We start from the raw sequence: 16,470 nt of genomic DNA on the forward strand, positions 1-16,470 counted from the left end.
GCCGTCCCGTGGCGCCGGGCGCCCCGCCTTCGGCATCCTAGGAGGCTAGGCTACTGTCCTCAGGGGAACCGGGCCAAAACCGCGCGAGTCGCGCGTCGCGACCGGTACGGTCGCGATCATGGAGGCGGTTAACGAGACCGTCGCCTCCCGGCTCGGCGGCCGGCTGGCGCCCGGTGCCTCGGCGTCCGGCGACAGGGCGTCCGGTGCCAAGGCGTCTAGCGCCTCGACGTCCGGCGGCTCGGCCTCCGGCGCCTCGGCCTCCGATGCCTTGGCATCCGGCGCCCTTGCCTCCGGTGCCCTGGCCTCCGGCGCCCTGGCCTCCGGTGCCCTGGCCTCCGGCGCCCTGGCCTCCGGGCGGGCCGATCCTCCGGAGCGCAGGCTCGGCGCGGACGAGTTCCGCGCCCTGCTCGACGACGGCACGGCCGAGGACATGGCCGACGCGCTGCTGATGCTGACCGAGCGCGGCCGCCGGGCCCTGGCCGCGCTGCTGCCCCGGCCCGGAGCCCCGACGGCGGCCCGCGAGGCGGTGCTGCTGGTCGCCGGGGCGGCCTGCCTGCCCAGCGCCGACGGGGTCGTCGCCTGGTTGCGCTCGAGCCGCTTCCACCACGAACCCACGGCCGGCACCGTCGGTCACGTGGTCCGCGTGCTGTCGGCGCCCGGTCGCCCGCCGCTCGCCACGGTCGCGAGCGGCCTGGCCAAGCAGTTGCGGTCGCGGACGTCGTGGCCGGTCACCGAGGCCATTCTGCGCGCGGCCGGCGTCCCGCCACCGGGCACCGACGCGGTGGCCCGGCACTGGCTTCGCGCGTACGGGAAAAGCCCCGGTTCGTTGCCCGAGCTCCTGGCCGCCGACGAGTGGCTGGACCGCATGCTCCCCAAGATTTTCGACCCACCCGGCGGCGTGGTCCTCGACGACCGCTGGCCGCACGCGCTGGCCGCCCTGGCCGACGACGGCCGGCTCCCCCGCGACACCCTGATCCGCCTGGCCCTGCACCGGATGGCCGATCCCGACCGCCCGGGCTCCCCGCGGACCGCGATCGCCTGCTTCCGGCTCCTCTCCCCCACCCCCGAAGAACTGGTGCAGAACCAGGCCGATCCCGTACGCCTCATAGCCGCCCCGAGCTCGTCGGTGGCCGCCGTGGCGCAGCGTGCGCTCGAGACCCTGGACGAGGCCGGCCAGCTGGAGCTCGCCGCCCAGGAGGCAGCCACCCGCGCCGTCCTGGCCCGCAGCGAGAAGAAGCTGGTCCGCACCCACCTGGCCGGACTGGCCCGCTCGATGGCCCGCCACCCCGAGCGGGCCGCCCGCCTGCGCGAGGCCATGACCGAGGGACTCCGGAACGAGTCCGCCGAGATAGTCACGCTGGTGCGCGAAGCCCTGGCCCGCCAGGCCGAGCCTCGTTCCCCGGTCGAGGCCGAAGCCGCGACCGGCACCCCCTCCACCGCCGGCCCCTCGATCGCTGACACCTCCCTGGCCGACGCCTCCACCGCCACCGCCACCGCTGACGCCGCCACCACCGACCCCTCCACCGCCGCCACCGCCGCCACCGCTGACGCCGCCACCGCCGCCGACGCCTCCACCGCCGATCCATCCATCGCCACCGCCGACGCCCGACCGACCTCTGCCTCGAGCGACGCCGCCATCTCTCCACCCGACGTCGAGCGCTCCGTCGCCCCGGCCGAGCCGGTGGCCCGGCACGCCCGCGCGCACTCTCCTCACGCCTCCTCGCCGCGGCCGGCCAACGCCATGCCCCCGCCGATCGCCTCGGTCGCCGAGCTCGCCGCCGAAATGGCCGCCGCCCGCGCCGACCGGTGGGAACCGGTAGCCCTCGAACGCCTCCTCGCCGCCCTCGTCTCCTTCGCCCGGACCGACCGCGCCGACCTGGCCGCCGCTCTTGCCTCCCTTGTGGACGGTGGGCCGTCGCCGCTCGATGTCCTGCTTCCCGGGCCGGGGACCGGCGCGCTCACCCCGCCGCCGGCTCCGCGGCCCTCGCCACCACAGGCCCTGCTGCTGGCCCGCATCGGCGAGGTGGCCCACCTGCTGTCGTCGGACGGCGGCGCACCCGTCCTGCTCGCCACGCCAGCCACAGTGGACGGTCACGTGAACCCGGCGCGAGTGTTGTTCCGCCTGATCGAGGCCGAACGCGACGGCTGGCAGCCGGGCCCGCACGACCTCACGCAGGCGTTGCTGCGCCTGCCGCGGGACGTCGACCCCGCCGTCATCGAGGCGGCCGCCCGCCTGACCTCACCGGCCGGCCGGCATTATGCCGCGTGGCTCCGGGCCGGCGGGCTGCCCGACCCGTTCACGACCGTCGCCACCGCACCCGGCGCCCACCGCCACCGGCGGGCGGCCCTCGACTGGACCGGCTCGCACGGCCCGAACCCGTCGACCGCCCGGGCCCGGGTCATCGCCCTGGCCAAGCCCCCGGACGCCCCGGCCGAGCCACTGGCAGGACTGCTGACCACGCCACCGGCCGCCGTGCGCTTCGACACCCCCGCGACCCGCGCCGATGACCAAACCGCCGACGATCGTGCCGCTGAGCAAAGCGGTCGCGCCGCTGAGCAAAGCGGTCGCGCCGCTGAGCAAAGCGGTCGCGCCGCTGAGCAAAGCGGTCGCGCCGCTGAGCAAAGCGGTCGCGCCGCTGAGCAACACGCCCGCGGTGCCGGCTCGGCCGGTGACGGCGGAGCGGCCCGGATGATGCCGGACATGCGGTGCTGGCCGATGGTGCTGCCCGGCCATCGCGAGATCATCGCGGCGCACTGTCTGCCCTACCTGGCCGCCGGCCGGGATGACGGCGGCGGCGACGGTGACCGCGGCGGCGACGGTGACGCCGGCGACCGCGGCGGGCGGCCGGTGGATGTGCTGCCGCGGCTGGCTCGGTCGTCGGGGCCGTTCGGGGCGGCCATGGCCGCCGCCCTCGCCTATGGGCTGACGGCCGGCCGGGAGCGGGACCGCCGGACCGCGATCGACGCCGTCCTGCAGCTCGCGCGCGACGGAAGCCTCGACGCCGGGCTGCTCGGCCGGGAGATCCGGCTGCTGCTGACGGCGGGCATGGGCGGCGCCGGGCCGGCGGCGGCCGCGCTCGCCGGGATCGGGCGGGCCGGGGCCTGGCCCGCCGGGTGGGCGGTCATCTGCTCGCTGGTGCCCGGCCTGCTGCGCCTCGACCCGCCGTGCCCGGGTCTCGCCGATCTGCTGGCGGTCGCGACCGAGGCGGCCGAGGCGATCGGCGCACCCGCCGGGCCCGCTGCGTGTGCCGACCTCGGTGGGCGTGCCGACCTCGGTGGGCGTGCCGACCTCGGTGGGCGTGCCGACCTCGGTGGGCGTGCCGACATCGCCGCCCTCGGGCCGCGCGCCGACTTCGCCGGGCTCGGTGCCCTCGCCGTACGGGCCGATGATCCTCGCTTGAAGGCCGAAGCGTTGCGCCTGGCGCGCGCCATCGGCTGAGCCGGCGGGACGCCGGAAGGCGCCCAGATACATTCCGTCCCGCATGTGACGGGTGCGTTGACCCCTCCCTTTCCGCTTTCCATTCTGGCTTGCGGAAAGGAGAGCGAAAATGAGCGACACCATTCAGGCCGGCGACGACCGGCGCCTCGCGGACATGGACGATTCTCTGCCCGTGCCGCCGGAAAGCGACGACCCCGACGAGTACGACGCGGTCGAGGAATCGGACCAGCCGGAGCCCGAGGAGGTGTCCGATGCGGTTCTCGATTCGTGACTACTCGGTCAGCGCCAAGGGCAAGGGCTGGGGCGACGGCTGGCCCGCCAACCGGTCCAAGGACATGGCCCGGGTCAAGGCCGACCGCTCCGGCACCCGGGTCAACGTGCACCGGCGGGTCGCGCCGCTGGTCGACATCCTGCTGGACGAGACCGAGCGCCGCGGTTACCGGCTCGATCCGCACACCTGCGGCGGGTACGCCAACCGGGCCACCCGCAAGAGCAGGAAGCCGAGCAACCATTCCTGGGGACTCGCCGTCGATCTCAACTGGCACCGTAATCCGGAGAATTGGCACGGCGTTCTGCACACCGATCTTCCGTCGTGGGTGGTCCCGCTGTGGAATCGGTACGGGTTCGCCTGGGGCGGCAATTACAAGGGCAAGCACAAGGACCCGATGCATTTCGAGTTCATGGGTGCGCCGGCGGACGCCGACGACATGCTGGCGCGGGCCCGCCGCGAGATTCTCGGGCACAAGCCGGCGCCGGCGCCGCACAACCCGGGCAAGTACACGGTGAAGAACGGCGACAGCCTCTCCGCGATCGCCAACCGGCTGCACCTGGCCGGCGGGTGGCGGCCGCTCTACGACCTGAACCGCGGCGTGATCGGCCCGAACCCGGATCAGATCCGGCCGGGCATGGTGCTGCGGTTGCCCTGAGCGACCTCACGGAACTCACCGAGCGGACCGGTCATGCGCGCCCCGGTCACGGTCAGCCACGGCCGGCCGGACATCCCGAGGGCGTGCATCCGGTCCGCCATGCGGTGCTTCCCCAGCCGTACGGAATAAGCGCCGCGACCCACCCGCATGCCGGACAGATGCATCGGAAGCCGGCCGCGCAGCAGGCGCCCCGCCTGCGCGCCGTGGTCGAGGTAGGACCAGGACGGCAGCGAGAGCCGGGTGCGCAACGGCAGCCGCACCCGGCCGTTGCCGATCGAGGCCCGCATCACCTCGGCCCCGCCGTCGCGCACGGTGACCTCGGTCGAGTCGCCGAACGTCAGGTCGGCCTCCATCAGCCACTTCGGCAGCGCCCAGAAGTCCCGGCCCGCCTCGCGGGTGAACGCCCCGGTCACCGGCAGGTCGACGATGTGCAGGCCGGGACGGCCGCGCGGGCCGCGCACGAGCAGGCCGACGCCGACCTCGTCGTAGCTCTTGAGCGCCCATTCGCCGTAGTGGACGGTCATGAGCAGGGTGATCGCCCGGCCGAGAAGCACGATCGGCGACAGCGGGACGCCCTCGAGCACGCGGCGGGCGGCGGCGGCCGGGGCGGTGAAGACGGCAGCCGTCAGCGTCGCGTCGGTGATCGTCACCGGAAGCGTGACCGTCTCCCCCTGGATCGACCACGTGCCGGGACCGAGGCGCTGCGCCATGGGCCGACCTTATCGCCCGGAAAAGGGACTTGACTCTCCCCCGGGGGCCGACCCCAGGGTGGGACCCGGCAACGGAGGGAAAGGGGACGGTTGCCGCCGGGTGGCTTCGTGGGCTTGTGTGGGACAGCATCGTGGGTGAACCGTGCGGATCGACAATGAGGTGATCATGACTACGGTCGGTGTGCTGGCCGAGACGGCCGGGCGGGAGAGGCGGGTCGCGCTCACGCCGGAGGTCGCCGGGCGCCTGCGCAAGCGGGAGGTCGACGTGCTCGTCGAGGCCGGGGCCGGGCGGCGGGCCTGGTTCGACGACATCGGGTACGCCGATGCGGGCGCCACCGTGGTCACGCGAGAGCTGGTCTATGCGGGCAGCGACGTGCTGCTGTGCCTGCATCCGCCCGAGGACCTGGCGGCGGCGGCCCGGCCCGGGCAGCTGGTCATCGGGCTGCTGGGCCGCGCGCCGGCCCTCGCCCCCGGGGTCCGGGCGATCAGCCTCGACCGGCTGCCCCGGACGCTGAGCCGGGCCCAGGCCATGGACGCGCTGACCTCGCAGGCGAACGTGGCCGGCTACAAGGCGGCGCTGCTCGCGGCCGAGGCCTACCCGGGCTATTTCCCCTTGCTCATGACGGCGGCCGGCACCACGCGGCCGGCGCAGGTCCTGGTGCTGGGCGCGGGCGTCGCCGGGTTGCAGGCGATCGCCACGGCGCGGCGGCTGGGCGCGCAGGTCACCGGCTACGACGTGCGGGCGGCGGCGCGCGGCGACATCGCGTCGACCGGGGCCGCCGTGCTCGACCTGAGCGGGCCGGCGGCCGACGCCGAGGGCGGCTATGCGCGCGGCCTCACCGAGGACGAGGCCGAGACTCAGCTGCGTGGCCTGGCCGCGGCGATACCCCGGTTCGATGTCGTGATCACGACGGCGCAGGTGCCGGGGCGGCGGGCGCCGCTGCTGGTCACGGCCGAGGCGCTGAAGGGGATGCGGGCGGGCTCGGTCGTTCTCGACCTCGCCGCGGCCGACGACGGGGGCAACGTGGAGGGATCGATTCCGGACACCCGCACGGTCACCGACGGCGGCGTGGCGGTGATCGGGGCGGCGAACCTGGCGTCCACCGTGCCGGCGGCGGCGTCCACGGCGTACGCGCGGAATCTGCTCGCGCTGCTCACCCACCTGATGCCGCGGGGCGAGGTGGTGCTCGACCCGGGCGACGAGATCACGGACGCCGTGCTCGTGCCGGAGCGCGGCGACGGCGAGGACGACGGGGAGGATCACGCATGAGCCCGATGCTGCTGGCCGATCTGACGGTGTTCACGCTGGCCCTGCTGGTCGGCTTCGAGGTGATCAGCAAGGTGCCGGCGACGCTGCACACGCCCCTGATGTCCGGCGCCAACGCGATCCACGGCGTGGTGATCGTGGGCGTGATGCTGCTGGCCGCGACGGTGACGAGCGTCGGCGGGTACGTGCTGCTGGCGGTGGCCGCCTTCTGCGCGGCGATGAACGTGGCCGGCGGCTACCTGGTGACCGACCGGATGCTGGCGATGTTCCGCACCCGGACCGGCGAGCGAGGGGGCCGCCGGTGACCGCCTTCGACACCGTCGTGCACCTGGTGTACCTCGGGTGCGCGGTCTGCTTCGTGATCGGGCTGCACCTGATGAACGCGCCCGCGACCGCCCGCCGCGGCAACCGGATCTCGGCGGCCGGCATGGCGGTGGCGATCCTCACCACGGCGGTCGTGCTCGCCCACGACGGGGTGGCCACGACCGGCGCCGTGATCGCCCTGACGATCGGGGCGGTCGCGGGAGCGGCGGCCGGGCTGATCGCGGCGCGGCGGGTGCTGATGACGGCGATGCCGCAGCTGGTGAGCCTGTTCAACGCGGTCGGCGGCGGCGCGGCGGCGCTCATCGCGCTGGGCGACCGGGCGGCGTCGGCGCAGGCCGCGGTGACCGGCGTGCTCGACGTGGCGATCGGCGCGGTCACGTTCACCGGTTCGCTGGTGGCGTCGGGCAAGCTGGCCGGGCGGGTGCCGGGCCGGCCGATCGTGGTGCCGTTCGGGCGGCCGATCTCGGCCGGGCTGGCGGTGGTCGCGGTGGCGCTGGGCGTCTGGTTCGTGGCCGGCGATCAGCAGCCGGCGTTGCTGGTGGGGGTCGCGGTGCTGGCGCTGGCCGCGGGCGTGCTGGTCACCCTGCCGATCGGCGGCGCCGACATGCCGGTGGTCATCTCGCTGCTCAACGCGTGCACCGGCACCGCGGTGGCGATGGCCGGGTTCGTCCTCGGGAGCACCCCGCTGATCATTGCCGGCGGGCTGGTCGGCGCGGCCGGCGCGATCCTGACCAAGCTGATGGCCGACGCCATGAACCGGCCGATCGGCGCGATCATCGCGGGTGGTTACGGCACCGGAGACGCGGTCGCGGTCGGTGCGGGGGCGGGAGCGGCGCCGGTACGCGAGATCAAGCCCGACGACGCGGCGATCCAGCTCGCGTACGCGGGGAAGGTCATCATCGTGCCCGGCTACGGGCTCGCCGCGGCCCAGGCCCAGCACGAGGCCGTCGCCCTGGCCGAGGCGCTCAGCGAGCGCGGGGTGGAGGTGTCCTACGCGATCCACCCGGTCGCGGGGCGGATGCCGGGACACATGAACGTGCTGCTGGCCGAGGCCAACGCGCCCTATCCGCAGCTGCGCGACCTCGACGAGAGCAATCCGGAGTTCGCCCGGACCGACGTGGTGCTGGTGGTCGGGGCGAACGACGTGACCAACCCGGCGGCGCGGCGGCCCGGGAACCCGGTGTCGGGCATGCCGATCCTCGACGTGGACAAGGCCAAGTCGGTGATCGTGCTCAAACGGTCGCTCGGGCACGGCTACGCCGGCATCGACAACGAGCTCTACACCGACCCGCGGACGGCGATGCTCTTCGCCGACGCCAAGGCGGGGCTGGCGGCGTTGCTGACCGGGCTCCACGCGTACGCGGAATGAAGGGGTGGAAATCTCGCTTGGCGGGCATGGTGGAGTCGTGATCACCTGCGTCGTGCACTACACGATCGACCCGGCGAAGATCGACGCCTTCGAGCGGTTCGCGCGGGCCTGGATGCGGCTCGTCGCCGACCACGGCGGCGTGCACCACGGGTACTTCCTGCCGGCCGAAGGGGCCAGCGACCGGGCCGAGGCGTTGTTCAGCTTCCCGAGCCTCGCGGCCTACGAGACGTACCGGGAGCGGTTCGGGGTCGACCCGGAGTTCGTCGCCGCCGACCGGATCCGCGACGAGTCCGGGTGCGTGCTGCGCTACGAGCGAACCTTCATGCGCCCGCTGCTGCCTGACTAGCCCGCGCGGCCGCCGCGACCCGCGCGGCCGCCGCGACCGGATCAGCCCTTGAGCCGGGCCTTCTGGACCTTTCCCATCGCGTTGCGCGGGAGGGCCTCGACCTTCACGACGCGGCGTGGGCGTTTGTGGGCGGCCAACCGGGCGGCCACGAAGTCGATCAGCTCGCGCTCGGGGACCGGATCGCCGACGACGAAGGCGGTGATGCGCTCGCCGAGGTCCTCGTCGGGCACGCCCACGACGGCGGCCTCGCGGACGGCGGGGTGCAGCAGCAGGGCGTCCTCGACCTCGCCGGCGCCGACCCGGTAGCCGCCGGTCTTGATCAGATCGGTCGAGGCGCGGCCGACGATGCGGTGCCACCCGTCGGGCGCGATCGTCGCAACATCGCCGGTCGGGTAGAAGGCGGCGCCCCCGGCTTCCCGGGCCCGGAGATCGGTCTGCCACGGCTCCACGCCGCCCGGCCGCAGATAGCCGTCGAACAGGGTCGGGCCCGCGACCTGCAGATGACCGATCGTGACGCCGTCGTGCGGCACCGGCTCGCCCTTCTCGTCGACCAGCCGGGTCGTGATGCCGGTCAGCGGCAGCCCGACCTGTCCGGGACGCCGCTCGCCGTGGGCCCGGGCGCTGACCGTGATCAGGGTTTCGGTCATGCCGTAGCGCTCGACCGGCGCCTGGCCGGTGAGCGACCGCAAGGTGTCGAAGACCGAGCCGGGCAAGGGTGCGCTGCCGGAGACGAGCAGGCGGGCGGCCGACAGGCGGCGCGCGGCGTCGGGGCGGGCGGCGATCCGGGACCAGACGGTGGGAACGCCGAAGTACATGGTTCCGGTGCTTGCGGCGTACGCGTCGGGGGTCGGTCTTCCGGTGTGGATCAGCCGGCCGCCGGTGCGCAGCGGGCCCAAGGCGCCGAGAACCAGCCCGTGCACGTGGTAGAGGGGAAGGCCGTGGACGAGCGTGTCGGCGGCGGTCCAGTTCCAGGCGTCGGCGAGGGCGTCGAGGTCGGCGGCGATGGCGGCCCGGGAGATGACGACACCCTTGGGCGCGCCGGTGGTGCCGCTGGTGTAGAGCACGAGGGCGGGCGCGGCGGGGTCGGGCTCGGCGGGGATGGCGGTGGCCCGCCCGGCGCGCGTGATCGGCACGACCGGCAGCGGTGTGGCCACGGAGCCGCCGGCAGCCACGGACGGCCCGGCGGGCCCGGCGCCCTTCGAGGGCCGGCCGCCGCCACCCTCATCGGCACCCCCGGGATCGTCGGTCAGCAGCATCTCCGCGCCCGAGTCGCGCAGCATGTGGGTGCGCTCGACCGGGCCGGCATCGGGCGGAACGGGCACGATCGGCACCCCCGCCAGCAGCGCTCCGGCGACGGCGGCGATGGTCGGGGCGCCGGGGTGGGCGTCGACGGCCACGAGGCGCGCGCCCGCGATGTCGGCGGCGATCGACGCGGCCCAGCCGAGCAGGTCGTGCCGCGCGAACGTGCCCTCCGGCGTCGTCAGGGCGGCGCCGAGGTCGGCGGGGTCGAGGAGCGCGGCGAGGAGCGGCATATCCGCATGATGGCAGCCTCCGCGTCTCAGCTTCCGGGCGGGAAGAGCTCGTCCAGGTAGGCGCCCAGCTCGGCGACCATCTCGGCGACGGTCAGATGGCCGGCCAGCACGTGCACGGTGAGGCCGTCGACGATGGCATGCAGCCGCCGGGCCGACGGTGGCGGGGCAAGGCGGGCGCACAGCTCGTACATGCTGGTGAAGTGCAATCTCTGCACCCGCGCGAGCGCCGGATCGCGCAGGCCGAGCGCCAGGAACGAGAAGGCGATCGCCGCCTCGGTGTGCCGGCGCTCGTCGGCCGGCATGGTCTCCAGCAGCACCTCGGCCGCCGCCTCGCGGATGCCGGCCGGCAAGGTCATGCCCTGGATGCGGTCGGTGACCTGGGCGATCACCTCCTCGCAGGCGAAGGCGAGCAGCTCGGCGCTGCTCGGCGTGACGCCGGCCGACCTCCGGAGAGGGGGTACGGCGGAGACCGCCCACGGCCTGTCGGCGGTTTACCTCGGCGTCACCGTGGTGTTCGGATCGCGGATGATCGCGTGGGCCGATCAGCGGTTCGCGCACCGGTTCGCGGGCGGACCGCCGGTGAAGCCGCCGCGGACCGGGCGCGAGCATGCCGCGTACGAGAGAAGGCAGTGGATCCGGCATTTGATCGCCTTCGGCATCGCCGCCGCCGTTCTCGGTGGCTTCAGCCTGCTGACCGAGGGCGCGGGGCCGATGTGGGGCGTGATGGGTGTGTGGGGGCTCGGAGCAACCTAACCTCCTAAACAGACGAAGCCGGTTCCGGCGCCGACCCGGGCCAGCGCCGCGGCCGGGGAGTCGCCGCTCGCCAGCGCGCGGTGGAAGCCCACCATCACATCGGTGGCGGCCTCGTCGGCGACCCGGCCCACGCTCGCCACCACGGTCGCCGTCCCGGCCGCGAGCAGCGCCGACGCCATCCCGAAGGCCTCGCCGCCGGGCCGCACCTCGGTGAGCCCGAGCTCGCAGCTGGCCAGCACGACGAGAGCCGGCGGCCGGCGGAGACGCGGCAGGTCGTACCCCAGAAGAGGCCCGCCGTGCAGATCGAGCGCCGAGAACAGCGGGTTCTCCGCCTCATGCCGCCCGTGGGCGGCGAGGTGCGCGACGTCCACCCCGTCCAGCGCCGCCAGCGTGGCCGCCGGGGTGGCGGCCGTCCCCGCCAGCGTCACCCCTTCCCGGATCTGCCCGATCAGCGCGACCTCCTCCTCCGCGCGGAGAATGTCCGGCCCGGCCACCATCAGCGTGCTCGACAACCGCCGGGGCCGGCGCCGAGCGGCAAGCCAGGCCGCGGCCGAGGGCGCCACCGTGACCGCCCGCCCCGCACAGGCCGGCACCATCCCCCACGGCGCCGTCATCAGCAGGCCGGTCGGCACGACGATCAGGTCGCGGTCGCCGACCAGCCCGAGCACCGGATCGAGCACCCGCGCCTGCAGGGCCGCCGCGTCCCGCCGGGTGGCCTCCGCCACCGCCGTCGCCAGCCGGGCCGGCATCGCGCGCCCCGCGGTCGTGTCCAGGTCGGCGCGCAGCCGCAGCACCGCCTCCTCGGCCGCGGCCATCGGCGCCAGACCCCGCAGCGTCACCCTCCGGCGATCGACGACAAGAGCATGCAGATCAAAACCGTCGCCCACGTACGCGATGAGCACCGCGTCCCCGAGCTCCTCCCGAACCGTGGCGAGGGACGCCACTTCCGCCCCGCCGTCCGCTTCCCGGCTCGCGCCCGGCACCGACCAGGCGCTTTCCCGGATCCGGCGTTGCAGCGCCTCGGCCCGCCCGCGCAGCCCCGCCGTGGCCCGGCCCGCCACCTCGGCCGCGCGCAGGTTCTGCCGGGTCTGCCGCAGCTCCTCGAGGGCCGCCGCCACCTCGGGATCCTCCGGCGCGCGCACCGGCGGCAGCCGCAACGCCTGCGCCCGTCCCCGCTCGGCCCACCGGAACACCGCGGCCACCGACCCCGAGGCGATCGCCCCGGCCAGTCCCGCCCGGGCGAGGTCGCGCCCGTGTGCCGACGCGCCGGTCTGCAGGTCGAGGCACCCGAAGCGCCCCCGATACCGGTGCAGCGTCGCCATCCCCGCCGCCAGTTCCCGCGAGGCCGCGGCCGGGCGCCCTTGCGCCGTCGCCACCTCGGCCCGGGCCAGACGCCAGAGCAGCCGCGTGTCGAGCCGATCGAGCCGACCGGGCGGCCCGGCCCGCTCGATCAGCCGGCCGGCCGTCGCCGGCGACCGGGGTACCGTCGCGCGCGCCGCAACGAGAAGGGCAACGCGCGCATCCTCGAACAGCCCGAGGCGCCGCAGGCGGCCGGCGAGCCGGCGCGCCCGCTCCGCCACCTCGGACAACGCGGGCGCGGGAGGGACGCCCACCGCAGGCTCGGCTGGGGCAGGCGCGGGTGCGGCAGGCGCAGGCGCGGCAGGCGCAGGCGCGGCTGGCGCGGGAGCGGGCGCCTGTGGGGCAAGCGGGGGCGCTTGTGCGGCAGGCGCGGGCGCCGGCGTGGCCGGCGCCGGCGTGGCCGGCGCGCGAGGGAGGTCGGTGGCGGCGGGCAAGGCGGCGCGCAGCGTCAGGAGGTCGGCGAGGGCGGCCTTGCGGCGGTTGCCGCGGCGCACGAAACCGGCACGCGCCTCGGCCGCCCAGGACGCGGCGGCGGTGGGGCGGCCGGCGAGCAGGGCGGCCTCGGCCCGGGTCATCAGGGCCTCGGCGCGGTTGTGGTCCTGGCCCTGGGTGGCCATCTGCGCGACGGCGGCCGCCAGCTCGCGGTCGGCCTCGCCGAACAGGCCGGCGGCGATCAGGGCCCGGGCCCGCTCGACGGCGAGCGCGGGCAGGCGGCCGGGCGCGACCCGTTCGTAGACCGGACGGACCTCGGCGAACGCCCCCAGCGCCGCGGGCAGGTCGCCGGAGACCACGTCGAAGCAGCCCAGGTTGATGCGCAGCAGGGCGGCGCCCAGGGTCAGGTCATGCCGCTGGGCCAGGCGCAGGGCCCGCGTCAGGTCGTCGCGGGCGGCGCCGACGCGGCCGGCGTCCAGGTGCAGGATGCCGCGGTTGTTGAGGGCCTTCACCAGGTCGAGGGGGTTGTCCCGCTCGGGGATGCCGCCGATCGCCCGGTCGAACTCGGCCATCGCCTCGTCGTGGCGGCCGTTGCGCCACAGGAGGGCGGCCCGCTGGGCGTGCAGGACGGGGCGGCGGCCGGGTGGCAGCAGCGGCTCGGCCTCGTCGAGCAGGCGGAAGCTGAGCGCCACCCGGCCGCGCTCCGATTCGGACCAGGCCAGGCTCACCAGCAGCCGGCCGCGGGCGGCGGGGTCGGCGGCCCCGTCCCGGTCGGCCGCGCGAAGGGCGGCCCGCATCCGGCGGACGGCCAGCGCCGGACGGCCGTCGTCGCTGGCGGCGAGCCCGGCGGAGTACCACCGGGCGGCCCGGGCCGGGAGACCGCGCGCCTCGGCCCGGGGTGGGACACCGCGCGCCTCAGCCCGGGCCGGGACACTTCGCTCGGCCCGGGGCGGGAGACCGCGCGCCTCGGCCCGGGGTGGGAGTTCCCCGGGCGGGGTCAGAGCTGAAGCGATGGCGTCACCACCCGGGTGGCCTCGGTCGCCGCGGGGTGGATCAGCAGCTGGGCCAGGCCGTGCGGCACCTCGTCGAAGACGAAGCGGCCGGTCTCGTCGGCGGTCACCACTCGCGGGGCGGCCGGTTCGGGCAGGCGCAGCTCGACCCGCAGCGCGGCCCCGGGTGCGAGCCAGCCGTCGACGCGGACCAGGTTGTCGGTGCGCTCCACGATGGTGATCATCACCGTACGGCTGCTGGAGTCGAAGGTTATCGTCCGGGCCCGCTCCCCCGCCCGGGCCAGCGCGGGCGTGGCCTCGGCCAGCGTCGCCACCTCCGCCTCGAGGTCGGCCAGCGCCAGCGCGAACAGCACCCGCTCGTCGAGGTCGGGCGGCGGAGGGTCGTCGCGGGCGATGCGGGCGAGGATGTCGCGGTCGAGGTCGTCGAAGCCGGGGGTCATGGGGTGCTCCAGGCGGGGTCGTCCAGCAGCATCGCCCGCAGCTTGGCCAGGCAGCGGGCGCGGGTGGGGCCGATGCTGCCGTGGGGCATGCCGAACGCGGCGGCGATGACCGTGTAGTCGGGGCGGTCGACCTGCGCGACGACGCGCAACAGGTTGCGGCAGCGTTCGGAGAGACGCTCGAAGTGGGTCCACAGCACCCGGTCGCGCTCGTCGGCGATCAGGCGCTCGCCCGGCGCCGGCGCCGGGTCGACGGCGGCGTCCAGCACGCCGGCGCCGTCGGGCACGTCGCGGCGGGTCCGCTCCCGGCGCCGCCAGGCCTCCCGGCGGGTGGCCGTGATGAGCCACGCGGTCACGGCCCGCGGGGTGCGGATCTCGCCGAGCCGGCGCACCAGCTCCAGCCAGGACGTCTGGACGGCGTCGGCGGCGTCCTCGGGGCTCAGTCCCTGGCCGCGGGCGACCCGCCAGAGGACCGGGTCGAGCACCCGCACCAGCTCGCGCAGCGACTCCCGGTCGCCGTCGCGGGCCCGTTCGAGCAGCGCGCCGAGATGGGCGTCGGCGTCGACCGCGTCAGGCGCCGACACGGCGAGCACCCGGGTGCGGTCGCGGCGGCGGCACCCGGCCGCCTACGTCAGCCGGTGACATGGGCGTGGTCCACCTGGGGCCGGGCCAGGTCGCCGGCGAAGGCGGCGGCCGCGAACGACGTGCCGTTCCACCGCGCCCACTTGCCGCCGGGCATGATGCCGAGCACGTCGGAGCCGTCCCGGTAGCGGTCGACCCAGTCGCCGAAGTTGCTGAAGTTCGCGTGGTAGCCACCGAAGCCGGCACCGACCGCGGTGACCGTGTCGAACGAGGCGGGATAGACCAGCCCGTCGCTGTGGTCGTTGCCGGCCGACGCGACGAGCTGCACCCCGGCGTCGGCGAGCGCCTTGAGCTTGGCCTTCATCACGTCGACCAGCGGCCCGCCGGCGTCGTCGCCGGCCGGGCGGCCGAACGCCATGCAGACGACGTCGACCGGGTGGTTCTGGCGGTACGCGATCAGCCAGTCGAGGGCGCGGCACACCGTGGACTCGTTGGCCTCGCCGCGGTCGTTCATCACCCGTACGGACAGGATCTGAGCGCTCGGCGCCGCCTGCCGGATGATGCCCGCGATGAAGGTGGCGTGCCCGGCCTTGCTCTGTCCCGGCTCGCTGTCGACGCTGACCTGGCCCGGGGTCAGCTCCGGCGCCCACGGCGGGCTCTGCTGCTCGGCATCGATCAGCACCGGATGGGTGGTGGGCGCGGCCGGCAGCCACGCGTGGGCGCGCACGCCGGTGTCGAGCACCGCGACGACCGGGCGGCGCAGGCCCGCCGGCAGCGGCTCCCACGGCGGTGTCGGCAGCTGCTCGGTGGTCACCTCGGCGAAGGCGAGCCCGTGGCCGAAGGGTTTGCTGGCGGACACGAACGTGCCGTCGAAGTGGATCGGGTCGCGCACCCAGTTCGCCCGCTCCTCCAGCTCGAGCAGGGCCAGCACCTCACCGGCGTCGACGACCCCGGTGACCGGCACGACGCCGGCCGGGCCGCCGAGGTAGACGCCCTCGTCGAGGGAGGCCGCCTTGCCGTGCCGGCGGAGCACGGTGTTGACGTGCTGGATCGCCGCGCCGGCAAGGTGGCCCCACGGCTTGATGAGGTCGTGGCCGACGGCGTGGCCGAAGGGCTTGATCGACTCGATGGGGGCGAAGGACTCGACCTCGCCGGCATCCTCGAGAAGGGCTTCGGTGGGCGGGACGAACAGGAGTGTGTCGTCGGAGTTGATGCGCATGGGTCCGCCTCCAGGCGTGGCGTGGGCGTCGGTCACCGCAGAGGTGGCCCGACCGGGCGCGCAGATACCCATCGTCTCGGTCCGGGCCCGCACACACCGTCACCCGAACGGTCACGCGTCGGGGAACACCTGGTCCACCATGGTGAGAAGGGTCGCGGTGAGCAGCTTGTGGACCTGGGCCCGGGTCAGCTCGCCGCGCTGCAGCCACTCGCGGGCGGTCGAGGTGGCCAGGCCGACGTAGGAGCGGGCCATCGCGTGCAGCGCTCCCCCGGTGACCGGCAGGCCGACGGCGGTCAGCACCCGGTCGGCGGCCACGTCGACTGCCTCGGCGATCACCCGGTCGACATCGGTGTCGCCGGCCATGCCGCCGGCGGTGATGGCGCCCAGCCACGACGTGCTGTGCCGGGAGACGACGTCGAGGAACCAGGCGACGATCGCGTCGACCCGGGCCGGCAGGCCGGCCGCCGGCAAGCGGGTGAGCGCGACCTCGGGGACGGTCAGCATCACGCGGATGACCTCGAGGTAGAGCTCCTTCTTCGTACCGAAGTAGTGGTTGACCAGACCGCGCGCGACCCCCGCGCCGCGCGCCACGTCGCCGGTCGAGACGTCGGCGTAGCCGCGCTCGCCGAACAGCCGCACCGCGACCGCCAGGATCTGCTCCCGCCGGGCATCCGGCTCCAGCCGGCGGCGCTGGCCCGCGTCCACACTCACGAAGTGGACCTTACGGCAACGGCGTTGTTGACACACTGCCAACAATGCCGGGAG

The 16,470-nt window shown here is 75.2% G+C and carries 16 protein-coding genes; 8 read left to right on the plus strand and 8 right to left on the minus strand.

Features of this window, described 5'->3' with window-relative positions; all coding sequences use genetic code 11:
* Nucleotides 1-118 precede the first annotated feature (118 nt).
* From ACQP2F_RS24625 to ACQP2F_RS24635, 3 genes are all read left to right on the plus strand, one after another.
* Nucleotides 119-3,439, plus strand: coding sequence for a hypothetical protein (locus ACQP2F_RS24625; RefSeq protein WP_433291103.1), 3,321 nt, complete (start codon nucleotides 119-121; stop codon nucleotides 3,437-3,439).
* A 109-nt stretch (nucleotides 3,440-3,548) separates the two neighbouring features.
* Entirely contained in the window at nucleotides 3,549-3,710 is a 162-nt protein-coding gene (locus ACQP2F_RS24630) for a hypothetical protein (protein WP_433291105.1), read from the plus strand.
* Nucleotides 3,691-4,365: a M15 family metallopeptidase gene (locus ACQP2F_RS24635; RefSeq protein WP_433291107.1), complete on the plus strand. Its 675-nt coding sequence runs from the start codon at nucleotides 3,691-3,693 to the stop codon at nucleotides 4,363-4,365. The genes ACQP2F_RS24630 and ACQP2F_RS24635 overlap by 20 nt, the downstream gene beginning before the upstream one ends.
* Here ACQP2F_RS24635 and ACQP2F_RS24640 read toward each other — a convergent pair.
* The gene (locus ACQP2F_RS24640) at nucleotides 4,329-5,075 is read right to left on the minus strand and encodes an acetoacetate decarboxylase family protein (RefSeq protein ID WP_433291109.1); all 747 of its coding nucleotides are present in this window, start codon (nucleotides 5,073-5,075) and stop codon (nucleotides 4,329-4,331) included. The two genes, ACQP2F_RS24635 and ACQP2F_RS24640, sit on opposite strands and share 37 nt — an antisense overlap.
* 166 nt (nucleotides 5,076-5,241) lie before the next feature.
* Here ACQP2F_RS24640 and ACQP2F_RS24645 point away from each other — a divergent pair, with 166 nt between their 5' ends.
* Genes ACQP2F_RS24645 through ACQP2F_RS24660 form a run of 4 tightly spaced genes read left to right on the plus strand, consistent with a single transcriptional unit; the run spans nucleotide 5,242 to nucleotide 8,381 of the window.
* Complete coding sequence (locus tag ACQP2F_RS24645; protein ID WP_433291111.1) at nucleotides 5,242-6,345, plus strand: NAD(P) transhydrogenase subunit alpha; 1,104 nt, start codon at nucleotides 5,242-5,244, stop codon at nucleotides 6,343-6,345.
* On the plus strand, nucleotides 6,342-6,647 hold the full coding sequence (locus ACQP2F_RS24650; RefSeq protein WP_433291113.1) for an NAD(P) transhydrogenase subunit alpha: 306 nt from the start codon (nucleotides 6,342-6,344) through the stop codon (nucleotides 6,645-6,647). The genes ACQP2F_RS24645 and ACQP2F_RS24650 overlap by 4 nt, the downstream gene beginning before the upstream one ends.
* Nucleotides 6,644-8,035 (plus strand): NAD(P)(+) transhydrogenase (Re/Si-specific) subunit beta, encoded by a 1,392-nt coding sequence (locus tag ACQP2F_RS24655; RefSeq protein ID WP_433291115.1) that lies wholly within the window; start codon nucleotides 6,644-6,646, stop codon nucleotides 8,033-8,035. The genes ACQP2F_RS24650 and ACQP2F_RS24655 overlap by 4 nt, the downstream gene beginning before the upstream one ends.
* Nucleotides 8,036-8,072: 37 nt before the next feature.
* Entirely contained in the window at nucleotides 8,073-8,381 is a 309-nt protein-coding gene (locus ACQP2F_RS24660) for an NIPSNAP family protein (protein WP_433291117.1), read from the plus strand.
* Nucleotides 8,382-8,422: 41 nt separating this feature from the next.
* On the opposite strand, the gene ACQP2F_RS24665 is transcribed toward ACQP2F_RS24660, so the two are convergent.
* On the minus strand, nucleotides 8,423-9,913 hold the full coding sequence (locus tag ACQP2F_RS24665; RefSeq protein ID WP_433291119.1) for an AMP-binding protein: 1,491 nt from the start codon (nucleotides 9,911-9,913) through the stop codon (nucleotides 8,423-8,425).
* A 26-nt stretch (nucleotides 9,914-9,939) separates the two neighbouring features.
* A complete protein-coding gene (locus ACQP2F_RS24670) occupies nucleotides 9,940-10,302 on the minus strand; it encodes a TetR family transcriptional regulator C-terminal domain-containing protein (protein WP_433291121.1) in 363 nt (120 codons plus the stop codon).
* Here ACQP2F_RS24670 and ACQP2F_RS24675 point away from each other — a divergent pair.
* A complete protein-coding gene (locus ACQP2F_RS24675) occupies nucleotides 10,286-10,666 on the plus strand; it encodes a hypothetical protein (RefSeq protein WP_433291123.1) in 381 nt (126 codons plus the stop codon). The two genes, ACQP2F_RS24670 and ACQP2F_RS24675, sit on opposite strands and share 17 nt — an antisense overlap.
* Here the strand turns inward: ACQP2F_RS24675 and ACQP2F_RS24680 are convergent.
* From ACQP2F_RS24680 to ACQP2F_RS24700, 5 genes are all read right to left on the minus strand, one after another.
* The gene (locus ACQP2F_RS24680) at nucleotides 10,663-13,254 is read right to left on the minus strand and encodes a CHAT domain-containing protein (RefSeq protein ID WP_433291125.1); all 2,592 of its coding nucleotides are present in this window, start codon (nucleotides 13,252-13,254) and stop codon (nucleotides 10,663-10,665) included. The genes ACQP2F_RS24675 and ACQP2F_RS24680 overlap by 4 nt on opposite strands.
* A gap of 200 nt (nucleotides 13,255-13,454) precedes the next feature.
* A complete protein-coding gene (locus ACQP2F_RS24685; RefSeq protein ID WP_433291127.1) occupies nucleotides 13,455-13,907 on the minus strand; it encodes a hypothetical protein in 453 nt (150 codons plus the stop codon).
* Nucleotides 13,904-14,488, minus strand: coding sequence for an RNA polymerase sigma factor (locus tag ACQP2F_RS24690; protein ID WP_433291129.1), 585 nt, complete (start codon nucleotides 14,486-14,488; stop codon nucleotides 13,904-13,906). Before ACQP2F_RS24690 ends, ACQP2F_RS24685 begins: the two co-directional genes overlap by 4 nt.
* 47 nt (nucleotides 14,489-14,535) lie before the next feature.
* Nucleotides 14,536-15,705 carry a S8 family peptidase gene (locus tag ACQP2F_RS24695; protein ID WP_433291131.1) on the minus strand — a complete coding sequence of 390 codons (1,170 nt, stop codon included), beginning with the start codon at nucleotides 15,703-15,705 and terminating at the stop codon, nucleotides 14,536-14,538.
* Nucleotides 15,706-15,816: 111 nt separating this feature from the next.
* Nucleotides 15,817-16,416 carry a TetR/AcrR family transcriptional regulator gene (locus tag ACQP2F_RS24700; protein WP_433291133.1) on the minus strand — a complete coding sequence of 200 codons (600 nt, stop codon included), beginning with the start codon at nucleotides 16,414-16,416 and terminating at the stop codon, nucleotides 15,817-15,819.
* Between the last annotated feature and the right edge of the window lie 54 nt (nucleotides 16,417-16,470).

Source organism: Actinoplanes sp. CA-030573, assembly GCF_050951115.1.
GTDB lineage: Bacteria > Actinomycetota > Actinomycetes > Mycobacteriales > Micromonosporaceae > Actinoplanes.